Below are 21044 nucleotides of genomic sequence, written 5' to 3'. Positions count from 1 at the left end.
GCCCGCCATGGCAGGGGCATGACACGCGAAGGCGCCGGGTGCGCGCGTCCGCCGGGCCGTCAGGGGAGGTTGTCGAAGGGCGCGGTGAGCTGCCGCAGCAGCCCGGCCAGTTCGTCGCGCTGGAGCGGCGAGAGCTCGGAGAGGATGGCCCGCTCGTGCTCCAGCAGTCCGGCCAGGGCCCGGTCGGCCCGGTCGCGTCCGGCCTCCGTCAGCCGGACCAGGACGCCGCGCCGGTCGCTGGGGTCGGGCAGCCGCTCCACCAGCCCCTTCTTCGCCAGCCGGTCGATGCGGTTGGTCATGGTCCCGGAGGTGACCAGGGTCTGGGTGAGGAGCTGGCCGGGGGAGAGCTGGTAGGGGGCGCCCGCCCGGCGCAGCGCGGTCAGCACGTCGAACTCCCAGGGCTCCAGCCCGTGCTCGGCGAAGGCGATGCGGCGGGCCCGGTCGAGATGGCGGGCGAGCCTGCTGACCCGGCTGAGCACCTCCAGGGGTTCCACATCGAGATCGGGGCGCTCGCGGCGCCATGCTGCCACCAGTCGGTCGACCTCGTCCTGCATGCGGCCAGTGTAGTAGTTCTGTCGATGTGAAGTCTCTTGACATCAAGATAAGGGGCGGTGGAGGCTCCTCCCATGGACTCCGCCGACCTCCCCCGGAGCGGCGCCGGTCCGGTGTGGGACCCCGAGCAGTACCGCCGCCACGCCGGCCCCCGCCTCCGCCCGCTGTACGACCTGCTCGCCCGTGTCCCCGACCTCCCCTCGCCCCGGCCGCGCGTCGCCGACCTGGGCTGCGGCCCCGGCGGCCCGACCGCGCTGCTCGCCGAACGCTGGCCCGCGGCGCGGATCACCGGCTACGACCTGTCCGAGGCCATGCTCGCCGAGGCCCGCGCGTACGCCGGGCCCACCGCCTCGGGCGGGAGCGTGGACTTCGTCCGCGCCGACCTGGCGGCCTGGCGCCCCGGCCTCCCGCACGACCTGATCGTCTCCAACGCCGCCCTGCACTGGGTTCCGGGTCACGCCGCGCGCTTCCCCGCCTGGCTCGGCGCCCTGCGCCCCGGCGGCGTCCTCGCCTTCCAGGTCCCCGGCAACTTCACCGCCCCCAGCCACACCCTGCTCGACGGGTTGCGCGCCTCCCCGCGCTGGCGCGACCGCCTCGGCCCCGGCGCCGGGCGCGCGCCCGTCCTGGAACCGGCCGAGTACGCCGAGGCGCTGGCCGGGCCGGGCTGCGAGGCGGACGTGTGGGAGACGACGTACGTGCACGTCCTCACCGGCGAGGACCCGGTGCTGGAGTGGACCAAGGGCACCGCCCTGCGCCCGGTGCTCACCGCCCTCGACGGCGACCCGGCGGCGCGCGACGCCTTCCTCGCCGAGTACCGCGACCTGCTGCGCGAGGCCTACCCGCCGGGCCCGCACGGCACCCTCTTCCCGTTCCGCCGGATCTTCGCGGTCGTCCGCGGGAACGCCTGACGGCGCGGGCGCACCCGGGAACCCGCCCGGAACCGCGGGAGGAGACACCGCGACCGGAGCGTTCGGCCACGTCCGGCTCGCCGCCCCGCGCGCCTTCGCCGCGGTCGGACTAGCTGCGGCGGTGGCCTATCAGCCGGGGCTTCTGCTCCAGCCCGTCCAGGCCGTGCCAGGCCAGGTTGACCAGGTGGGCGGCCACCTCGGGCTTGTCGGGCTTGCGGACGTTCAGCCACCACTGGCCCGTCAGGGCCACCATGCCCACCAGGGCCTGGGCGTACAGCGGCGCCAGCTTCGGGTCGAAGCCGCGCGCCTCGAACTCCAGGCCCAGGATGTCCTCCACCTGGGTGGCGATGTCGCTGATCAGCGACGCGAAGGTGCCCGTCGACTGGGCGACGGGCGAGTCGCGCACCAGGATGCGGAAGCCGTCGGTGTACTGCTCGATGTAGTCCAGCAGCGCGAACGCCGCCTGCTCCAGCAGTTCGCGCGGGTGGCCGCCGGTCAGCGCGCCCGTCACCATGTCCAGCAGCCGGCGCATCTCCCGGTCGACCACGACCGCGTACAGCCCCTCCTTGCCGCCGAAGTGCTCGTATACCACCGGTTTGGAGACCCCGGCCTTGGCCGCGATCTCCTCCACCGACGTGCCCTCGAAACCTCGTTCGGCGAAGAGCGCGCGACCGATGTCCAGCAGCTGCTCGCGGCGCTCCTTCCCCGTCATCCGGCGGCGGGTCCGCCGCCGGTTGGGGCCCGCGGGCCTGCCCTTGGTACTGCTGTCGTCGGTCGCCACTCCTCCATCATGCCGCTTCGGCGGCCTCCTGCTGGCGGCGGGCGTTGATCCGCTTCTGCGACGGCCAGCGCACGTCGTACGCCCAGCCGGCCTTCTCGAACCAGCGGATCAGCCGCGCGCTGGAGTCGATCTGCCCCTTCAGCACCCCGTGCCGGGCGCAGGTCGGGTCGGCGTGGTGCAGGTTGTGCCAGGACTCGCCGCAGGAGAGCACCGCCAGCCACCACACGTTGCCCGAGCGGTCGCGCGACTTGAACGGGCGCTTGCCGACGGCGTGGCAGATGGAGTTGATCGACCAGGTGACGTGGTGCAGCAGCGCCACCCGCACCAGCGAGCCCCAGAAGAAGGCGGTCAGCGCGCCCTGCCAGCTCATCGTGACCAGCCCGCCGACCACCGGCGGGATCATCAGCGACACGGCCGTCCACAGCACGAACTGGCGGGAGATGCGGCGGATCACCGGGTCCCTGACCAGGTCCGGGGCGTACTTGTGCTGCGGGGTCCGCTCCTCGTCGAACATCCAGCCGACGTGGGCCCACCACAGGCCCTTGAGCAGGGCGGGGACGGTCTCGCCGTAGCGCCAGGGGGAGTGGGGGTCGCCCTCGGCGTCGGAGAACTTGTGGTGCTTGCGGTGGTCGGCGACCCAGCGCACCAGCGGGCCCTCCACCGCCATCGACCCGGCGATCGCCAGCGCGACGCGCAGGGGCTTCCTCGCCTTGAAGGCGCCGTGGGTGAAGTAGCGGTGGAAGCCGATGGTGATGCCGTGGCAGCCCAGGAAGTACATGCCGACCAGCAGGCCGAGATCCAGCCAGCTCACCCCCCAGCCCCAGGCGAGCGGAACCGCGGCCACCAGGGCGACGAAGGGGACGGCGATGAAGAGCAGCAGGGTGATCTGCTCGACGGAGCGGCGCTGCTCGCCGCTGAGCGTGGCCGAGGGGAGCGGGCTCTCGGGGGCCGCGACGGACGCGGCCGGGGCTTCGGAGTTCGTGCGGAGCACGTCCGGACCAATGGTCATAGATGACTCTCGTTTGAAGCTGGGGGACGGGGATCGCTTACTTACGGTGCCGTAACCTACGGCATCGTAAGTATGGCATTCCTGAGTGAACCGGCAAGGGGGCCGCATGGTGGACGGGATGATCCACGCACCCCCGGGGCGGCCTATCCTGGTGGTCGTCGGACAACGCGGTCCGTGACCTGCCAGAAGCATCGCCGCAAGGAGCCGCACCTGTGAGCAGTGCCGACACCTCCCCGAACTCCGGTGGTACGAACCCTGCCTCCGGCGGAGAGGTCCCCGCGCCGGGCCTTCCGGGTACCCCGGACGCCCGCAAGGAATCCAGCAGCCCCGAAACCAGTCCTGAAACCACCCCCGAGACCAGCGCCGAGACCAGCGCGGCCCTGCGGGCCGACATCCGCCGGCTGGGTGACCTGCTCGGCGAGACCCTGGTACGCCAGGAGGGCGCCGAGCTGCTGGAACTCGTCGAACGCGTACGCGCCCTGACCAGGACCGACGGCGAGGCCGCCGCGGCCCTGCTCAGCCGGACCGATCTCGCCACGGCGACCAAGCTCGTCCGGGCCTTCTCGATCTACTTCCACCTCGCCAACGTCACCGAGCAGGTCCACCGGGGCCGCGAACTGCGCGCCCGCCGGGCCGCCGAGGGCGGCAACCTCGCCCGCACCGCGGACATGCTCAAGGACGCCGACCCCGCCCACCTCAGGGAGACCGCCGGGAACCTGGGAGTGCGGCCCGTCTTCACCGCCCACCCCACCGAGGCCGCCCGGCGGTCGGTGCTCACCAAGCTCCGCAAGGTCGCCGAGCTGCTGGAGAACACCGACCCCAACGAGCGCCGCCGAACCGACCTGCGGCTCGCCGAGAACATCGACCTGATCTGGCAGACCGACGAGCTGCGCGTGGCGCGCCCCGAGCCGGCCGACGAGGCGCGCAACGCCGTCTACTACCTCGACGAGCTGCACCGCGACGCCGTCGGCGACGTCCTGGAGGACCTCGCCGCCGAGCTGGAGCGCGCCGGGGCCCCGCTCCCGCCCGCGACCCGCCCGCTCACCTTCGGCACCTGGATCGGCGGCGACCGCGACGGCAACCCCAACGTCACCCCCGCCGTCACCTGGGAGGTGCTGCTGCTCCAGCACGAGCACGGCATCAAGGACGCCCTGGAGCACATCGACGGGCTGCGCGCCGCCCTGTCCAACTCCCTGCGCATCAGCGGCGCCACACCGGAGCTGCTGGACTCCCTCCAGCGCGACCTCGAACTCCTCCCCGAGATCAGCCCCCGCTACAAGCGGCTCAACGCCGAGGAGCCCTACCGGCTCAAGGTCACCTGCATCCGGCAGAAGCTGATCAACACCCGCGAGCGCCTGGCCGAGGGCGACCCGCACGTGCCCGGCCGCGACTACCTGGGCACCGGCGAGCTGCTGGAGGACCTGGCCCTCGTCCAGAACTCCCTGCGCGAGCACCGCGGCTCGCTGGTCGCCGACGGCCACCTGGAGCGCGTCGTGCGCACCCTGGCCGCCTTCGGCCTCCAGCTCGCCACCATGGACGTGCGCGAGCACGCCGACGCCCACCACCACGCGCTCGGGCAGCTCTTCGACCGGCTCGGCGAGGAGTCCTGGCGCTACGCCGACATGCCGCGCGACTACCGGCAGCGGCTGCTCGCCAAGGAGCTGCGCTCCCGCCGGCCGCTCGCCCCGCAGCCGGCGCCGCTGGACGCCGCCGGGGCCAAGACCCTCGGCGTCTTCGAGACGGTCCGCAGGGCGCTGGACACCTTCGGGCCCGAGGTCATCGAGTCGTACATCATCTCCATGTGCCAGGGCGCCGACGACGTGTTCGCCGTCGCCGTGCTGGCCCGCGAGGCGGGCCTGATCGACCTGCACGCCGGCTGGGCGCGCATCGGCATCGTGCCGCTGCTGGAGACCACCGACGAGCTGAAGATCGCCGACGAGCTGCTCGACTCGATGCTGTCGGACCCCTCCTACCGGCGGCTGGTCGCCCTGCGCGGCGACGTCCAGGAGGTCATGCTCGGCTACTCCGACTCCTCGAAGTTCGGCGGCATCACCACCTCCCAGTGGGAGATCCACCGGGCCCAGCGGCGGCTGCGCGACGTCGCCCACCGGCACGGGGTGCGGCTGCGCCTGTTCCACGGCCGCGGCGGCACCGTGGGCCGCGGCGGCGGCCCCACCCACGACGCGATCCTCGCCCAGCCCTGGGGCACCCTGGAGGGCGAGATCAAGGTCACCGAGCAGGGCGAGGTCATCTCCGACAAGTACCTCCTCCCGTCGCTGGCCAGGGAGAACCTGGAGCAGACCGTCGCCGCCACCCTCCAGGCGTCCGCGCTGCACACCGCGCCCCGCCAGTCCGACGAGGCGCTGGCCCGCTGGGACGCGGCGATGGACACCGTCTCCGACGCCGCCCACGACGCCTACCGCGCCCTGGTGGACGACCCGGACCTGCCCGCGTACTTCTTCGCCTCCACCCCCGTGGACCAGCTCGCCGACCTCCACCTGGGCTCCCGCCCCTCGCGCCGCCCGGACTCCGGCGCGGGCCTGGAGGGGCTGCGGGCCATCCCGTGGGTCTTCGGCTGGACGCAGTCGCGGCAGATCGTGCCCGGCTGGTTCGGCGTGGGCACCGGCCTGAAGGCGGCGCGCGAGGCGGGGCTCGACGGCGTGCTGGACGAGGCGTACGAGCGCTGGCACTTCTTCCGCAACTTCCTGTCCAACGTCGGGATGACGCTGGCCAAGACCGACCTGCGGATCGCCCGGCACTACGTGGAGACGCTGGTGCCCGCCGAGCTGCGGCACATCTTCGCCACCATCGAGGCCGAGCACGAGCTGACGGTGCGCGAGGTGCTGCGGATCACCGGCGAGCGGGAGCTGCTGGACTCCAACCCGGTGCTCAAGCAGACCTTCGCCATCCGCGACGCCTACCTGGACCCGATCTCCTACCTCCAGGTCACGCTCCTGGCCCGGCAGCGCGAGGCCGCCCAACGCGGCGAGGAGCCCGACCCGCTGCTGAGCCGGGCCCTGCTGCTGACGGTCAACGGCGTCGCGGCGGGCCTGCGCAACACCGGCTGACGCGCGCGCCGCGCCGGACGCGGACGAACGGGCGAAGGGCCCCTCTCCCACCCGGGAGAGGGGCCCTTCGCTCGGTCCCCGCAGGCCCGCGGCGGTACGGCCGCGGGCCCCGGCGGGTCAGCCCTGGACGGCCTTGCGGCGGCGCATCGCCAGGTACGAGCCCGCACCCAGCAGCGCCGCGGCGGCCGCCGCGAGCGCGGCGACGGGGGCCTCGGAGCCGGTCTCGGCCAGGTTGCCGCCGTTGGGCGACTCGCCCGGGTTCTCGCCGTCGCCGGCGGTCTCGCCCGTGCTGCCGCCGGTGGTCTCCCCGGAGCCGCCGGTGGTGCCCTCGGTGGTGTCACCGGTGGTCTCGCCGGTCGAGCCCTCGGTGGTCTCACCGGTGGTCTCGCCCGTGCTGCCGCCGGTGGTCTCCTCGGAGCCGCCGGTGGTGCCCTCGGTGGTCTCGCCGGTGGAGCCCTCGGTGGTGTCACCGGTGGTGCCCTCGGTGGTGTCCCCGGTGGTCTCGCCGGTCGAGCCCTCGGTGGTGTCGCCCGTGGTGCCCTCGGTGGTGTCCCCGGTGGTCTCGCCGGTCGAACCGCCGGTGGTGCCCTCCGAGGTGCCGCCGGTGGTCTCCGAGGCGGGGCAGGTGTGGGACAGGTTGAACTTCTCGAGGCTTCCGCCCTTGACCTCGGCCTCGATGTCGACGAGCTTCGCCCCGGGCTCCGACGCCACGTACGCGTGCTTGTCGGACGGCGGGCCGAAGTCGGTGATCGTCTGGGTGCCGCCGGGCTCGAAGGTGACCGTGAGCTTCACGAACACGGACTTGTTGCCGGGCAGGACGAAGTGCCAGCCGTCCTTGTCGTCCGGGACGGTGGGGCAGTCGTCCTCCTGCGGCGCCGCGCCGTCGCCCTCGGTGGCGGTACGGGGCAGTGGCTGACGCAGTTCGGGGGAGTAGGTGTCCGTCGCGAAAGCGGGGGCGGCCGGGGCCAGCATCATGCAGGCCGCTGCGGCCACCGCTGCCGCGCGCGTCGGAGTGAGGATGCGCATGAACTACCACCTTCGGTGGCGGGGGACATCAAGGACATGTGGGGGATGAGAGGGGGGTGGCCGTAGCCTGTCCCGCCCGACGGGTCCGGTCAAGCGCGATGCGTCACATCTGTTGCCGTACGCCACTCTTGTCCCAGAAGGCGTCGTATAACAATCAGGTTAATCTCAAGATCCACATGATTGGATCGGAGGGGGCCGGAAAAGCGCAGCTCACAGCAGCGCGAACACCGCACCCGTCAGCGCGACCCCCAGCAGCCCGGCCGCCCACGCCGTGCGCCGCATCCGCAGGCCCCCGGCGATCACCGGCGAGGCCAGCACCAGGGAGCCCGCCAGCGGCAGCCACGCGTACAGCACCCCGGCGGTGCCGGTGCGCACCACCGTCTCCCCGCCGCCCGTGCCGCCCTCGCCGCCGCCCGTGCCCCCGGAGGCCGGCCACAGGGCGGCCGGGATCCGTTCCCCGGCCTCGTGCGAGACCGGCGCGTCGACGGCGACCCGGGCGCGCGCACCCGCGCCGCCGCCCTCCGGCGCGAACGGCCCCGTGCACGTCCACCCGTCGCACTCCTCGACGGTCACCGTGCCGCGCACCGCGCCGCGGCCGGCCACCGCCTGCCGCGTGCCGTCGAGGGAGGTCCACACGCCGGCCATCAGCAGCACCGTCGCGACCACGCCCATCAGCGCGGCCCTCGCCAGCAGCAGCAGGCCGTACGCGCTCTCGCCGGCCCGGCGCACCGGACCGCGCCTGACCGGGGGGCCGGGGAACCCAGGAGACATGGCGGCGATCCTGGAACACGGGGGGCGGAGGGTCAACCTCCGTGCGCCCCCGTCCGCGGGGCCCGCCTCAGGAGTTGTAGGTGCCCTGCGCCCGTTCCAGGCCGTCCACCAGCAGGCACTCCACGGCGTCCGCGGCCCGGTCCACGAGGTAGTCCAGTTCCTTGCGCTCGGTGGAGGAGAAGTCCTTCAGCACGAAGTCGGCCACCGGCATCCGGCCCGGCGGGCGGCCGATGCCGAAGCGCACCCGGTGGTAGCCGGGCCCGAGCGACTTGGTGAGGGACTTCAGCCCGTTGTGGCCGTTGTCGCCGCCGCCCTTCTTCAGCCGCAGCGTCCCGTAGTCGATGTCCAGTTCGTCGTGGACCACGACCAGCTGCTCCAGCGGCACCTTGTAGAAGTCGCGCAGCGCGGTGACGGGACCGCCGGAGAGGTTCATGTACGACATCGGCTTGGCCAGCACCACCCGGCGGCTCCCGGCGCCCGGAGCGCCCAGCCGGCCCTCCAGGACCTGCGCCCGCGCCCGGTGGGTCCTGAACTTCCCCCCGATCCGCCCGGCGAGCAGGTCGGCGACCATGAACCCCACGTTGTGCCGGTTCGCCGCGTACTCCGGGCCGGGGTTGCCCAGGCCCACCACCAGCCAGGGGGCGTCGGCGTCGCTCATCGTCGTCCTCTCCTACAGCGGACCTACGGGGGGAAGCACCACGCCGGCCGCCGCCCCGCGCCCACGGGGCGGGGCGGCGGCCGGGAGGAGCGGGCCGCGGGTCACTCCGCGGCGGACTCGCCCTCGGCGCCCTCGCCCTCGGCGGCCTCGGAGGCCTGGGCGGCCAGCACGTTGAGGACGACGGTGTCCTCCTCGACGGCCAGCGAGGAGCCCTTGGGCAGCGGGATGTCCTTGGCCAGGACGGAGTCGCCCGCGGCCAGGCCCTCGATGGAGACGGTCACGGACTCCGGGATGTGGGTGGCCTCGGCCTCGACCGGCAGCGTGTTCAGCACGTGCTCCAGCAGGTACTGGCCCGGGGCCAGCTCGCCCTCGGTGTGGACCGGGATCTCGACGGTGACCTGCTCGCCCCGCTTGACCACCAGCAGGTCGATGTGGACCAGGAAGCCGCGGATGGCCTCGCGCTGCACGGCCTTGGGGATCACCAGCTCCTGGCGGCCCTCGATGTCGAGCGTGATCAGCACGTTCGAGGTCTTCAGGGCCATCATCAGGTCGTAGCCGGGAAGGGCCACGTGGACCGGCTCGCCGCCGTGCCCGTAGACGACACCCGGGATCTTGTCCTCGCGGCGCAGACGGCGGGACGCACCCTTGCCGAACTCCTTGCGGACCTCGGCGGAAATCTTGACGTCGGCCATGACGCACTCCTCGTCTCTCATGTCGGTTCTGTGGCGGTTGCCAGAGCTACTCGGCCACGACTGACCTGCTGCGAAGAGCGCGCCGATAACGGATCACCGTGCCACCGCGGGCACGGCTCCCTCGCCGAGCAACTCCACGAGTCTACCGCCCCCGCAACACCGGACCGGACACGGCCGGGGCGCCGCCCCGGGCCTCCGCCCGGCGCGGCGCCCCGGCCGAACCGTTACGCCTGCTCGTCGAAGAGGCTCGTCACCGAGCCGTCCTCGAACACCTCGCGCACCGCGCGGGCGATCGTCGGCGCCATCGACAGCACCGTGATCTTGTCGACCTCCACCTCGCTCGGCGTCGGCAGGGTGTTGGTGAAGATGAACTCGCTCACCTGCGAGTTCTTCAGCCGGTCCGCCGCCGGGCCGGACAGCACGCCGTGGGTGGCCGCCACGATGACGTCCTCGGCGCCGTTGGCGAACAGCGCGTCCGCCGCCGCGCAGATCGTGCCGCCGGTGTCGACCATGTCGTCCACCAGCACGCACACCCGGCCCCGCACGTCGCCGACGACCTCGTGGACGGTGACCTGGTTCGCCACGTCCGGGTCGCGGCGCTTGTGCACGATCGCCAGCGGCGCGCCCAGCCGGTCGCACCAGCGGTCGGCGACCCGCACCCGGCCCGCGTCCGGCGAGACCACCGTCAGCTTGGAGCGGTCCACCTTGCCGCCCACGTAGTCCGTCAGCACCGGCAGCGCGAACAGGTGGTCCACGGGGCCGTCGAAGAAGCCCTGGATCTGGTCGGTGTGCAGATCCACCGTCAGGATCCGGTCCGCGCCGGCGGTGGCCAGCAGGTCGGCGACCAGCCGCGCCGAGATCGGCTCACGGCCGCGGTGCTTCTTGTCCTGCCGCGCGTAGCCGTAGAACGGGACGATCACGGTGACGCTGCGGGCCGAGGCCCGCTTGAGCGCGTCCACCATGATCAGCTGCTCCATGATCCACTTGTTGATCGGGGCGGTGTGGCTCTGCATCAGGAAGCAGTCGGCGCCACGGGCGGACTCCTGGAAGCGCACGTAGATCTCGCCGTTGGCGAAGTCGAACGCCTTCGTCGGGACCACGCTGACACCGAGATGCCCCGCGACCTCCTCCGCCAGACTGGGGTGGGCGCGGCCGGAGAAGAACATCATTTTCTTCTGGCCGGTCGTCTTGATCCCGGTCACAACACAATCTCCTTGCGAGCATCGATTCGTCGGGGCGCACCACGGTGTGCGCTTCTCACGGTACGCCCTGCCCAGCGCTTTTCCGCCAGGTCATCCCCCCGCCACCGGGCCGTCGCCGCCCTCCCCGCCGGCGGCCTGCGCCGCCCGCGCGGCGGCGCTCCCGGGGCGCTTGCGGGCCACCCAACCGGCGATGTTGCGCTGCTGGCCGCGCGCGACGGCCAGCGAACCGGGCGGCACGTCCTTGGTGATCACGGACCCGGCGGCGGTGTAGGCGCCGTCCCCCACCGTGACAGGAGCCACAAACATGTTGTCCGACCCCGTACGGCAGTGGGAGCCGATCGTGGTGTGGTGCTTGTTCACCCCGTCGTAGTTCACGAAGACGCTGGCGGCGCCGATGTTCGTGTACTCGCCGATCGTCGCGTCGCCCACGTACGACAGGTGCGGCACCTTCGTGCCCTCGCCGACCTCGGCGTTCTTCATCTCCACGTACGTGCCGGCCTTCGACTTCGGCCCCAGCCTCGTCCCGGGCCGCAGGTACGCGTACGGGCCCACCGAGGCGCCCGGCCCGATCTCCGCCGAGTCGGTCACCGCGTTGACCACCACCGCGCCCTCGCCGACGGAGGTGTCCGTCAGCCGCGCGTTCGGGCCCACCTCGCAGCCCGCGCCCAGGTGCGTGGACCCCAGCAGCTGCGTGCCCGGGTGCACCAGCGCGTCCGGCTCGTACGTCACCGTCACGTCCAGCCACGTCGACGCCGGGTCCACCACCGTCACGCCGGCCAGCATCGCCCGCTCCAGCAGCCGCTCGTTCAGCATCCTGCGCGCCTGGGCCAGCTGCACCCGGTTGTTGATGCCGACGATCTCCCGGTGGTCGCCCGCCACGCACGCGCCCACCCGGTGCCCGTCCGCGCGCAGGATCCCCAGCACGTCGGTCAGGTACTCCTCGCCCTGGCTGTTGTCCGTGCTGATCCGGCCCAGCGCGTCGGCCAGCAGCCGCCCGTCGAACGCGAAGACACCCGAGTTGATCTCCCGGATCGCCCGCTGCTCCTCGGTGGCGTCCTTGTGCTCCACGATCGCCGTGACCGCGCCGTCCCCGGACCGCACGATCCGCCCGTAGCCGGTCGCGTCCGGCACCTCCGCCGACAGCACCGTCACCGCGTTGCCCTGCTCGGCGTGGGCCGCGGCCAGCCGCGACAGCGTCCCGCCCGTCAGCAGCGGGGTGTCGCCGCAGGTGACCACGACCGTCCCCGCCGGCCGCACCCCGTCGGCCGCCAGCGCCTCCAGCGCCGTGCGCACCGCGTGCCCGGTGCCCCGCTGCTCGGTCTGCACCGCCGTGCGCGCCTTCGCGTCCAGCGCCGCCAGGTGCTCGGCGACCTGCTCGCGGCCGTGGCCGACGACCACGACCAGTTCCTCGGGATCCAGCTCGCGGGAGGCCGCCACCACATGGCCCACGAGCGACCGCCCGCAGATGTCGTGCAGGACCTTGGGCCTGGCGGACTTCATGCGGGTGCCCTCACCCGCTGCGAGGACGACGACGGCTGCCGGGCGGTTGGCGCTCACGGGTGTGCCCTTCGGCTTCGGGACGGATCTTCGGTACGTCTTGTGGACGGATGACGGGACGGACTCCGCGCGGACACGGAGCCCACCCCGGAGACGACCCCCGTATCCCCGGCGGACACCGCCGGTTCACGGAAGAGGACCGCGGCGGAACCGCGCGGGAAGGTGTGGTGTCCTCCGCAGGATACCGGGGAGACCCGGTCATTCCGCCGGTGCCCCCTGACCCGGCACCGTCGCCCCGCCCCCCGGAGCGCCCCCGCCGGCAGCTCCCTCGCCGCCGGTCCCGCCGCCGTCCGCGCCGCCGGTTCCGCCCCCGTCCGCGCCGCTCCCGGCCGTGTCGCCGGTCGCGTCCCCGGTCACGTCCCCCGTGCCGCCCACACCGCGCCCGGTGAGCGTCGCCAGGCTCGCGCGCACATGCGCCATGTGCTGGCGCACCGCCTCCGCGCGCTCCTCGTGCGCGCCCACGATCCGCTCCGTCTCGCGCTCGACGCGCTCCTGCCGCAGCCGCGCCCGCGCCAGCAGCTCCGCGGCCCGCTCCTCGGCCTCCGCCTGGAGCCGCCGCGCCTCCTCCTCGGCCCCGGCGGCCTCCCGCCGCGCCCGCTCCAGCAGCGCCTCGCCCCGCTCGGACAGCCCCTCGATCCGCTCGGTCACCGCCGCCTCGTGCGCGGCCAGCTCACGGCCCTGCGCCTCGGCGTCCTCCGCCTGCTTCCGCTCCTGCGCCAGCAGCAGCGCCTCGCAGCGCTCGGCCATCTCCCGCAGCTCGCGCTCGCCCGCGGCCCGCAGTTCCTCCGCCTCCGCGCGCGCCGCCGCCCGCAGCTCCCCGGCGCGCTCCCGCGCCAGGCCGAGCAGCGCCTCCGCCGCCGCGTCGCTCTCGGCCCGCACCCGGGCCGCCCCGTCGTGCGCGGCCTCCCGCAGCGTCCGGCCCTCCTCCTCGGCCCGCGCCAGCACCCGCCGCGCCTCGTCCTCGGCCCGGGCCCGCAGCTCACCGGCCTCGGCCTCCGCCTCGGACAGGATCAGCCGGGCCCGTTCGCCCAGCGCCTCGTACGTCTGCGGAGGCAGCGCGGCGACCACCCCCCGCAGCCGGTCCGCCTCCTCCTCCAGATCCCCGGCCAGCACCCCCAGCCGGGCCAGGCGCTCCCGCGCCTCCTCCAGATCCCCGTACAGCCCGCTGGTGAAGCGGTCGACCTGCTCGGGTCGGTAACCGCGGCCCCGTACGACGACGAAGCCGTGAGGCGACTTGGACGCAGACATGGCGAACCCCAACCTTCACGCAATCCGGCGGATATCCCACCCAGCATGCGCCATGGGGCACCACGGGCCGCAACCGACACAAACCGTACGAACACCCACGGAAGCACGATCTTCCCGGCGCGCCCCCTCGGGCCGTCGCCCGGCGGCGCCCGCACGAGCGACGCGACGGGCGGCCACGACCGGCGGCCGGCCGGACGGCCACGACCGGCGGGGGCCGGAGGAACAGCCGTGTCCGGCCCCCGCCGGGCGGAGACCGGACACGGTGCGCGGACGGCCGGGGCGCGAACGCCTACAGCAGCCCGTCCCACATCTGCTCGAGCAGCACCGACCACCAGTTCTCCGGACCGGCGAGCGCCGCCGGATCCAGACACGCCAGCATCGCCTGGAAGTCCACCGTCCAGCGGCCCGCCTGCTCCGGCGTCAGCCCGTACCGCAGCCGCCACATCCGGCCCAGCAGCGCCAGGCAGCGCACGAACTCCGGCAGACCGCTGTTGACGAACCGCGGCACCGCCGGCCCGCCGTCCGGACCCGCCTCCAGCGGCACCGCCACGATGTGCGCCGTGCCGTACTGCACGCACAGCTGACGCCCGTAGTCGTGACCCATCACCAGGTACGAGGCCGCGTCCGCCGCCGGCCGCACCCCGCGCTCCTGCGCCAGCTCCGCCAGCGTCGGCACCGGACGCCCCGGCTGCGCCTGCGCCCAGAAGAACGGACCGAAGTCCGCCGGCAGGCCCGCCCACATCAGCGTCTGCGCCACCACCTCCGGCACCCCCTGCCGGGAGACCGCCCGCTGGTCGAAGCGGAACACCGCCTGCGGACCGAACGCCTGCGCCAGCTCCTGCGCCACCCCGTCCGGCGGGAGCGGCGGCGCCGGCTGGACGGGGTGCGGCAGCGGCGCCCGCACCGGCGCCGGACGCGCCGGGCCGTCGGCCACCTGGTGCAACTCGCCCTGGTGCTCGATCAGATGGCGCACGCCCTGCTGCCGCGACGCCAGGTCGCGGCCGTACGGCGCGGTGTGGCTGATCCGCACCTGCGGCCAGGACTCCCGCACCATCCGCGCGCAGTAACCACCGGGCACGTCGCAGCACTCCAGCTCCGTGTGCAGCTCCAGCACCTGCTGCGGCGGGACGTTCATCGCCCGCAGCTCGTGCAGGATCTGCCACTCCGGGTGCGGGGTGCCCGGCGCCGAGCGGCGGATCAGCTGCTGCTCGGAACCGTCCGGCGCGCGGTAGCGCAGCACCGCCATGTAGCCGGGGCCGACCATCGGCACACCGCCGGGCTGCTGCGGATAGCCGTACGACGGCGCGCCCGGGGGGACACCGGGCGCGCCCGGCGGCGGGAACGGGGCGCCCGGACCGGCGGGACCGCCGGGGCCGCCCATCGACGGATCGGCCAGCATCGTCGCCGCGTGGTGCACCCCGCCACCGGACGACCCGCCGTCGCCCGATCCCGGCGCACCGGGCGCGCCGGGCGGCCTCGGACCGCCGGGACCGCCCCGGGACGCCACGTCGTCCGCCGACACCAGCTGCGTCGGCGCGTAGGCCGCGCCCCCGGACGAACCGTCCGGCGACGCCGCGCCCGCACCCCCGGGACGCGCCCCCGGCACCCCCGGCGCACCGGGCGGCGGCGGTACGGACGAGCCACCGCCGCGCTTCGGCGCGCGGCTCGTGGCCGCGTCCCCCGGCGCACCGGGCGCGCCCGGCGGCGGAGGCGGGGCGCCCGGACCGGCGGGACCGCCGGGGCCGCCCATCGACGGATCGGCCAGCATCGTCGCCGCGTGGTGCACCCCGCCGGGCGGCGCCTGCGGCGGACCGGGCGGCCGGGACCCGGGCGCCCGCGGCGGACCCTGCGGATCGTCGACCGCCGGAGCCACCGTCGTCCTCGGCAGCGCACTGCCCTCCGGCATCAGCGCCGTCTTCGCCTCCGGACTCGCCTGCGGCGGACCCGGCTCCTCGTCCTCGTCGCTCCCGCTGATCGGCGGCGCGAACACCGTCATCGGCGGCGGCACCGACGCCGAGCCGCTCCCGCTGCCACTGGTGTCCGCCGCGTCCCACGGCGAACCGCCCGGGGACGCGGCGGAACCGGAACCAGAACCGGAGCCGGAAGTGGAACCGGAACCGGAACCGGAACCAGAAGTGGAAGCGGCGGCCGGCGGAGGCGTCGGCGCCGCGGGAGCCGCGGGCGCCGGGGGAGGAGTGGCGGACGCGGGCGCGGCGCCCTCCGGCGACCGGCCCGAACCGTCCGTACCGCCCCCGCCGTCCGTACCGCCCCCGCCGCGGCGGTCCGGAATCCCCAACCGGTCCGCCGCCTCCTGCAGCCACTCCGGCGGCGTCAGCAGGAACGACGTCGCCTCCAGGTCCACCCGCTCCGGCGGAGCCGCGGGCGCCGGCTCCGCGGCCACCGCGCCGTACTCCTCCTCGTACCGCCGGATCACCTCGCCCACCGGCAGCGCCGGCCACAGCGTCGACTCACCGCTGTCCCGCGCGATCACCAGCCGCTGCCGGCCGCCTTCCGACGACGGACCGTCCGCACGGTCCTCCGCCCACGCCACGAAACCCAGATCGAACTCCCGCACCCGCACCTCACGGTGCTGGTACGCCGGAACACCGCCGTTGATCCAGCGCTCCGCACGCTCCTGCGCCTGCGCGAACGTCACCATCGAGCCTCACCCCTCCACCGGGACGGCACGCGCGAACCCGCCGTCCACCATCAGGCCGGCCACGGTCTCCAGCTCCGGCGGATTGCCCGCCAGCCGCAGCAGGAACGCGTCGAAGTCCGCGCCGCACGGCAGCAGGAGCTCCGCCACCCGCTCCTGCACCGTCAGCCCGTCACGGTCCCGCGCGTCGTCGTACGCGCAGAACCACACCGAACCCCGCGCGTCGCCGCGCACCTTCACCGCGACGATCCCGCCCTGCACGAACCCCACCGCCAGGTAGTCCTTCGTCAGGTGGTCCCGCAGGCACTTGTTCACGTACACCAGATCGTTGACCGCCGCCTCCTCGCGCACCGTGAAGAACGGCTGGTCCACCAGCAGCCCCAACTCCGCGTCCAGCGCCACCCCCACCGGCGCGCAACCGCCCGCCGCCTTCAGGAACGACCGGTACGCCTCCGGCAGCCGGTACCCGAGGGTCTCCTCCACGTCCAGCACCTGCTCCTCGGAGACCGCCACCCCGTGCGGCACCTCCACGTGCGCCGGACGCGTCTCCTGCAACGGCCGCGTCCCCCGCTTCCCGTGGTCCACCGCCGCCGTCGCCAGACCGCCGTGGTGCCGCAGCAGCGCCTTCACCTCCACCGGCACCAACTCCAGCCGGCGGCTGTGCGCCACGTGGTGCCACGTCCAGCCGTGCGGCGTCGCCACCGGCGGCAGCTCCGCCCACAGCTCGTGGCCCTCGGCGTGCAGCGCCGCGTTCGCCGACACGTAGTCCGTCAGCCGCAACTCGTCCGCGCCGAAACCGTCCGGCGGCTCCGCGATCTCCACGGCCGCGCGCGCGTACGGCGAGAAGTCCGGGTAACCCCGCTCGTCGATCCGCACACCCCCCGGATGGCGGGCGGCCCGCACCGGATCCGGAAAACGCACGACCTGCCCGGCATAGGCCGTGTTCGGCGGCGCGGACTCCCCCCCGAACCGAGAACCGGGAGGAACCCCCGGCCCAGGCCTACCTGTCGTCATGGCGGTGCCCCCTGCTGGCAACTGGCTTACGGGCGCCGATGGGCGCTGACGGGCACAGCCTATGCGCTGCCCCCGCCACCGGTCCCGCCCCGGTCCGACCACCCCCGCCGCACCCCCCGCCACCTCCGCACGGCACACTCACCACACGGCCCCGGCGGACCGGGACACGCACCACGACGTGCGCCGAAGCCGACCCTGCTTTCCCGGAGGCCCACGCGTTTGGCACCCTGAACCAACGCCATCGGGGGGATGCGCGGGGAGGAAGACCAGCCATGCACGCCACACGACACCACACCGCGGAACGCCCCGGAGACCCCCGCATCGGCTGGGGCGCCCCCGACGACACCACCCCGGTACCGCGCCACCGCCGCGACGGCATCATGCCGGCCGTCGCCGCCGCGCTCTCCGTACGCGGCCGGACCCTCACCTGCACCGCCAGCAAGGCCGACACCCCACCGGCCCTCCACCCCCTCGTCCAGGACTACCTCGACACCCTCACCGCCCAGCAGCGCGAACGCCACACCGGACGCTGCCCCGAGGCCGTCCTCCTCTCCCGCCACCTCGCCTCCGCCGAAGCCGCCCGCGGCAAACGCGCCAGCCGCAGACCCCTCAGCACCGGCGAAGCACGCAAAGCCCTCAAAGGCGCCAAACTCACCACCCGCCGCATCCGGGAGGACGGCGACCCGCGACACGGCAGCTACGCACCCCCCTGCCGCTCCTGCGCCGCCCTCCTCGCCCACTTCGGCGTCCGCACGGTCGACCCCACAGGAGAACGGTGAACCCCCCCATCCCCGGCCCCCGCGACACCACCACCCGCTTCCCCGTCCCCGTCGACGCCGCCCTGCGCGCCGCGGGCTGGCGACCCGGACGCCGGGACATCGCACAGGCCGAGATCTGGGCCGACACCCTCCGGGCGCACCGCTCACCCGCCGGGCATCGGCACGCCGTCTTCCCCGCCGCCGTCGAGGCCTGGGCCGAGTTCGGCGGGCTCCACATCGCCGGCGCCGAGCCCGGCCGCCACATCGCCCCCACCGCCGTCCGCATGGACCCGCTGTACGGCCTCCACTGGCCCCGCACCCTCGCCGACCTCGGACGGGCCCTCGACACCGTCATCGCCCCCCTCGGCGAGGAGGACAACGGCAACGCCCTCCTCGCCATCGACGAACAGGGCCGCGTCTACAGCATCGACCACACCGGCGACTGGTACCTCGGCCCCACCGTCGACGCGGCCCTCACCACCCTCGTCACCGGCACCAGCCCCAAACGCCTCACCCGCGATCCGGGATGACCGCCGACACCCGGAACCCCCCGCCGTCCGTCGGCCCCGACACGAACCCCCCGCCCAGCGCCGTCACCCGCTCGCGCATCCCCACCAGGCCGTTGCCGCCGCTCGGCAGCCCCGCGCCCCGCACGCCCTCCGCCGGCGCCTCGTTCTCCACCAGCACCGCCACCTCACCCGCGCGGTGCGCCAGCCGCACCCGCGTACGCGCCCCCGCCGCGTGCTTGTGCACGTTCGTCAGCGCCTCCTGAACCACCCGGTACGCCGTCTGCTCCACCCGCCACGCGTACGGCCGCACCTCCCCCTCCACCGACAGCTCCACCGACATCCCCGCCGCCCGCGACTGCCCCACCAGCGCGTCCAGTTCCCGCAGGCACGGGCCGCCCCGCCCGTCCCCCGGGTCCCCGGACCCGTCCGGACCGCCGGACCCGGGCCCCCGCGCCGGGCCCCGCCCCGCCGCCGCGGCCGCCGCCACCTCCGCCACCCGCGCCAGCGGCCGCTGCGACCCCGCGGACCCGGACCCCGACCCGGATCCCGACCCGGGCGCCGGTCCCTGCCCCGGCACCGCGGGCTTCGCCTCGTGCGCCCGCAGCACACCCAGCATCGTCCGCAACTCCGTCAGCGCCTGCCGCCCCATGTCCCCGATCAGCGCCGCGTTCCGCGACGCCTTCTCCGGATCCTTCAGCGCCACCGCCTGCAACGCCGCCGCGTGCACCACCATCAGGCTCACCCGGTGCGCCACCACGTCGTGCATCTCCCGCGCGATACGCGTCCGCTCCTCGTTGCGCGCCCACTCCGCACGCTCCTCCGCGCGGTCCGCCAGCAGCGACAACTCCCGCTCCAGGCCGTCCGCCCGCTCCCGCAGGCTCTCCACCAGCCGCCGCCGCGCCCCCACGTACAGCCCCAGCAGCACCGGCGGCGCCGTCAGACCCAGCGACATCAGCGCCGAGACCAGGGGGACGAACCACACCGGCGCGTCGTAGCCGTACTCGTCCCGGCCCACGCTCCGCCGTATCTCCATCACGGTGACGATCAGCGTCCCCAGGCCCTGCATGCCGGCGAGCAGCACGATGATCCGCCGCGGCACCTCCGACGCCGCCAGCGTGTACAGCCCCACCATCCCCAGCAGGACGCCCATCTGGGCCGGCGTGACCGCGATCGCCACCAGCACCACCGCGATCGGCCACCGCCGCCGCAGCACCAGGGCCAGCCCGGCCACCGCCCCCAGGGCCACCGACAGCCCCACCGGGATGCCGGCCTCGCGCGCGAACGGAATTCCCTGGGCCGCGCACTCGGCGGCCGACACCAGCGCGAGCCCGACGTCCAGCACCGCACTCCGACGCCGCGCCCACCACAGCGGCCCCCGAGGCGCATCACCCTGGTCACGGGCCTCGACGCTTTCCCCCGTCTCGGTCATACCGCCCAGCCTACGACCGCCCGCCAACGGTTTTCTGGGCGACTCCGCCCGTAAAAGTCCGTGTGCGCCGTGGGAAAAGAGGGGCTTTTCACTCGAACTGCTGAATCATCCGTATTTTCGATCCGCGTATTCCTTTGCGGGACCAGGCTGGCGCCATGGTCCGAGCCAAGACGGAGATGAGGGAACGCGCCCGCGCCCTGCGCCGCGCGGGCCGCACGTACGACGAGATCGTGGCCGAGCTGGGGGTGTCGAAGAGCTCGGTGTCGCTGTGGGTGAGGGATCTGCCGAAGCCGGCGGTCCCGCCGGAGCGGCTGCACCGCATGAGGGAGGCGCGCTGGGCGCCGCACCGACGGGAGCAGGCGATCAGGCGTCGGCAGACGAGGCTGGAGGCGGCCGGCGAGATCCGTCCCATGACGGACCGGGAGCTGTTCCTGGTCGGGGCGGGGCTCTACTGGGCCGAGGGATCGAAGAGCAAGCCGTACAGGCCGCGGGAGGAGGTGGTGTTCGTCAACAGCGACCCCGGGATGATCCGGGTCTATCTGGCCTGGCTCTCCCTGCTCGGGGTCGAGGACGACAGACGGCGGTTCCGGCTGATGATCCACGAGTCGGCGGACGTGGGGGCCGCCGAGCGCTTCTGGGCCGACCTGGTGGGGGTGGACGTGGCGTCGTTCGGCAGGACGACGCTGAAGAAGCACAATCCGAAGACGTCCCGCAAGAACGTGGGGGAGGGGTACCGGGGGTGCCTGGTCGTCCGCGTCCGGCGTAGCGCCGACCTTTACCGTCGCATCGAGGGCTGGTGGTACGGCATAGTAGGGGAGGCCGAACGGCGCTCTGGTGAGATGTCTGATTTAGCCTGAGTTGCCATCCCCTGTGGTGTAATTGGCAGCACAACGATTTTTGGTGTCGTTTGTCCAGGTTCGAGTCCTGGCGGGGGAGCTCGAAGTTCGCATGCGGGGCCCACGACCTCCCGGGTCGGGGGCCCTTCGCCGTGCCGGGGGGCGGTCCGCGCCCGTGCCGGCTTGCGGTTGACGTAGGGGAAGAGGGCAGCCTCGGGGCCGAGTCCCCTAGGGGGCCGTACCCCGTTCCTCCTACCCCCGGCTCGTCCCGTGGCAGGACGAGGGGGCGCGGATCGCTCCCTAGGCTGCTTGCTACGGGTCGCCGCACCGGTGGGGGTGGTGCTGGCCCCCGTACGGATACGGCACCGGA

General features: G+C 74.1%; 18 protein-coding genes and 1 tRNA gene. 6 read left to right on the top strand and 13 right to left on the bottom strand.

Annotation, left to right across the window (positions count from 1 at the left end; genetic code table 11):
• Window positions 1-59: 59 nt before the first annotated feature.
• A complete protein-coding gene (locus QC029_RS24335; protein ID WP_279557914.1) occupies window positions 60-554 on the bottom strand; it encodes a MarR family winged helix-turn-helix transcriptional regulator in 495 nt (164 codons plus the stop codon).
• A 72-nt stretch (window positions 555-626) separates the two neighbouring features.
• Here QC029_RS24335 and QC029_RS24330 point away from each other — a divergent pair, with 72 nt between their 5' ends.
• Complete coding sequence (locus tag QC029_RS24330) at window positions 627-1460, top strand: trans-aconitate 2-methyltransferase (RefSeq protein ID WP_279557913.1); 834 nt, start codon at window positions 627-629, stop codon at window positions 1458-1460.
• A gap of 109 nt (window positions 1461-1569) precedes the next feature.
• Here QC029_RS24330 and QC029_RS24325 read toward each other — a convergent pair whose 3' ends face one another.
• A complete protein-coding gene (locus tag QC029_RS24325; RefSeq protein WP_279557912.1) occupies window positions 1570-2241 on the bottom strand; it encodes a TetR/AcrR family transcriptional regulator in 672 nt (223 codons plus the stop codon).
• Between the two features lie 7 nt (window positions 2242-2248).
• A complete protein-coding gene (locus QC029_RS24320; protein WP_279557911.1) occupies window positions 2249-3250 on the bottom strand; it encodes a fatty acid desaturase in 1002 nt (333 codons plus the stop codon).
• Window positions 3251-3630: 380 nt separating this feature from the next.
• Here QC029_RS24320 and ppc point away from each other — a divergent pair, with 380 nt between their 5' ends.
• The gene (gene ppc / locus QC029_RS24315; RefSeq protein ID WP_279557921.1) at window positions 3631-6318 is read left to right on the top strand and encodes a phosphoenolpyruvate carboxylase; all 2688 of its coding nucleotides are present in this window, start codon (window positions 3631-3633) and stop codon (window positions 6316-6318) included.
• A 117-nt stretch (window positions 6319-6435) separates the two neighbouring features.
• Here ppc and QC029_RS24310 read toward each other — a convergent pair whose 3' ends face one another.
• From QC029_RS24310 to QC029_RS24270, 9 genes are all read right to left on the bottom strand, one after another.
• Window positions 6436-7344 (bottom strand): LPXTG cell wall anchor domain-containing protein, encoded by a 909-nt coding sequence (locus tag QC029_RS24310; protein ID WP_279557910.1) that lies wholly within the window; start codon window positions 7342-7344, stop codon window positions 6436-6438.
• A gap of 210 nt (window positions 7345-7554) precedes the next feature.
• Window positions 7555-8115, bottom strand: coding sequence for a hypothetical protein (locus QC029_RS24305; protein ID WP_279557909.1), 561 nt, complete (start codon window positions 8113-8115; stop codon window positions 7555-7557).
• A gap of 67 nt (window positions 8116-8182) precedes the next feature.
• Complete coding sequence (gene pth / locus QC029_RS24300; RefSeq protein WP_279557908.1) at window positions 8183-8773, bottom strand: aminoacyl-tRNA hydrolase; 591 nt, start codon at window positions 8771-8773, stop codon at window positions 8183-8185.
• A gap of 101 nt (window positions 8774-8874) precedes the next feature.
• Entirely contained in the window at window positions 8875-9465 is a 591-nt protein-coding gene (locus QC029_RS24295) for a 50S ribosomal protein L25/general stress protein Ctc (protein WP_279557920.1), read from the bottom strand.
• A gap of 224 nt (window positions 9466-9689) precedes the next feature.
• Window positions 9690-10667 carry a ribose-phosphate diphosphokinase gene (locus QC029_RS24290; RefSeq protein ID WP_279557907.1) on the bottom strand — a complete coding sequence of 326 codons (978 nt, stop codon included), beginning with the start codon at window positions 10665-10667 and terminating at the stop codon, window positions 9690-9692.
• 90 nt (window positions 10668-10757) lie between these two features.
• Window positions 10758-12224: a bifunctional UDP-N-acetylglucosamine diphosphorylase/glucosamine-1-phosphate N-acetyltransferase GlmU gene (gene glmU, locus QC029_RS24285; RefSeq protein WP_279557906.1), complete on the bottom strand. Its 1467-nt coding sequence runs from the start codon at window positions 12222-12224 to the stop codon at window positions 10758-10760.
• A 198-nt stretch (window positions 12225-12422) separates the two neighbouring features.
• On the bottom strand, window positions 12423-13472 hold the full coding sequence (locus QC029_RS24280) for a cellulose-binding protein (protein WP_279557905.1): 1050 nt from the start codon (window positions 13470-13472) through the stop codon (window positions 12423-12425).
• A 289-nt stretch (window positions 13473-13761) separates the two neighbouring features.
• Complete coding sequence (locus QC029_RS24275) at window positions 13762-16131, bottom strand: SUKH-4 family immunity protein (protein ID WP_279557904.1); 2370 nt, start codon at window positions 16129-16131, stop codon at window positions 13762-13764.
• A 6-nt stretch (window positions 16132-16137) separates the two neighbouring features.
• The gene (locus QC029_RS24270) at window positions 16138-17142 is read right to left on the bottom strand and encodes an SMI1/KNR4 family protein (protein WP_279557903.1); all 1005 of its coding nucleotides are present in this window, start codon (window positions 17140-17142) and stop codon (window positions 16138-16140) included.
• A 272-nt stretch (window positions 17143-17414) separates the two neighbouring features.
• Here QC029_RS24270 and QC029_RS24265 point away from each other — a divergent pair, with 272 nt between their 5' ends.
• Entirely contained in the window at window positions 17415-17921 is a 507-nt protein-coding gene (locus QC029_RS24265; RefSeq protein WP_279557902.1) for a YwqJ-related putative deaminase, read from the top strand.
• An 8-nt stretch (window positions 17922-17929) separates the two neighbouring features.
• Window positions 17930-18430: an SUKH-3 domain-containing protein gene (locus tag QC029_RS24260; RefSeq protein ID WP_279557919.1), complete on the top strand. Its 501-nt coding sequence runs from the start codon at window positions 17930-17932 to the stop codon at window positions 18428-18430.
• Here the strand turns inward: QC029_RS24260 and QC029_RS24255 are convergent.
• On the bottom strand, window positions 18411-19838 hold the full coding sequence (locus QC029_RS24255; RefSeq protein WP_279557901.1) for a sensor histidine kinase: 1428 nt from the start codon (window positions 19836-19838) through the stop codon (window positions 18411-18413). The two genes, QC029_RS24260 and QC029_RS24255, sit on opposite strands and share 20 nt — an antisense overlap.
• Before the next feature lie 155 nt (window positions 19839-19993).
• On the opposite strand from QC029_RS24255, the gene QC029_RS24250 reads away from it, so the two are divergent.
• Both QC029_RS24250 and QC029_RS24245 read left to right on the top strand, forming a co-directional pair.
• Window positions 19994-20695 (top strand): hypothetical protein, encoded by a 702-nt coding sequence (locus QC029_RS24250; RefSeq protein ID WP_279557900.1) that lies wholly within the window; start codon window positions 19994-19996, stop codon window positions 20693-20695.
• 7 nt (window positions 20696-20702) lie between these two features.
• A tRNA-Gln gene (locus tag QC029_RS24245) sits at window positions 20703-20774 on the top strand.
• Window positions 20775-21044 lie beyond the last annotated feature (270 nt).

Origin of the sequence: Streptomyces sp. DH37 (assembly GCF_029813835.1) — a bacterium.
Taxonomy (GTDB): domain Bacteria; phylum Actinomycetota; class Actinomycetes; order Streptomycetales; family Streptomycetaceae; genus Streptomyces.
Note: the sequence above shows the minus strand (reverse complement) of the source record. Positions and strands in the feature narration are given on the sequence as shown.

Bases quoted from the DNA above. Each gene is read 5' to 3' on its own strand.
- QC029_RS24280 (WP_279557905.1), bottom strand. From the start codon at position 13,472: ATGTCTGCGTCCAAGTCGCCTCACGGCTTCGTCGTCGTACGGGGCCGC.
- pth (WP_279557908.1), bottom strand. From the start codon at position 8,773: ATGAGCGACGCCGACGCCCCCTGGCTGGTGGTGGGCCTGGGCAACCCC.
- QC029_RS24295 (WP_279557920.1), bottom strand. From the start codon at position 9,465: ATGGCCGACGTCAAGATTTCCGCCGAGGTCCGCAAGGAGTTCGGCAAG.
- QC029_RS24305 (WP_279557909.1), bottom strand. From the start codon at position 8,115: ATGTCTCCTGGGTTCCCCGGCCCCCCGGTCAGGCGCGGTCCGGTGCGC.
- QC029_RS24330 (WP_279557913.1), top strand. From the start codon at position 627: ATGGACTCCGCCGACCTCCCCCGGAGCGGCGCCGGTCCGGTGTGGGAC.
- QC029_RS24265 (WP_279557902.1), top strand. From the start codon at position 17,415: ATGCACGCCACACGACACCACACCGCGGAACGCCCCGGAGACCCCCGC.
- QC029_RS24255 (WP_279557901.1), bottom strand. From the start codon at position 19,838: ATGACCGAGACGGGGGAAAGCGTCGAGGCCCGTGACCAGGGTGATGCG.
- QC029_RS24335 (WP_279557914.1), bottom strand. From the start codon at position 554: ATGCAGGACGAGGTCGACCGACTGGTGGCAGCATGGCGCCGCGAGCGC.
- QC029_RS24275 (WP_279557904.1), bottom strand. From the start codon at position 16,131: ATGGTGACGTTCGCGCAGGCGCAGGAGCGTGCGGAGCGCTGGATCAAC.
- QC029_RS24270 (WP_279557903.1), bottom strand. From the start codon at position 17,142: ATGACGACAGGTAGGCCTGGGCCGGGGGTTCCTCCCGGTTCTCGGTTC.
- QC029_RS24320 (WP_279557911.1), bottom strand. From the start codon at position 3,250: ATGACCATTGGTCCGGACGTGCTCCGCACGAACTCCGAAGCCCCGGCC.
- QC029_RS24310 (WP_279557910.1), bottom strand. From the start codon at position 7,344: ATGCGCATCCTCACTCCGACGCGCGCGGCAGCGGTGGCCGCAGCGGCC.
- QC029_RS24250 (WP_279557900.1), top strand. From the start codon at position 19,994: ATGGTCCGAGCCAAGACGGAGATGAGGGAACGCGCCCGCGCCCTGCGC.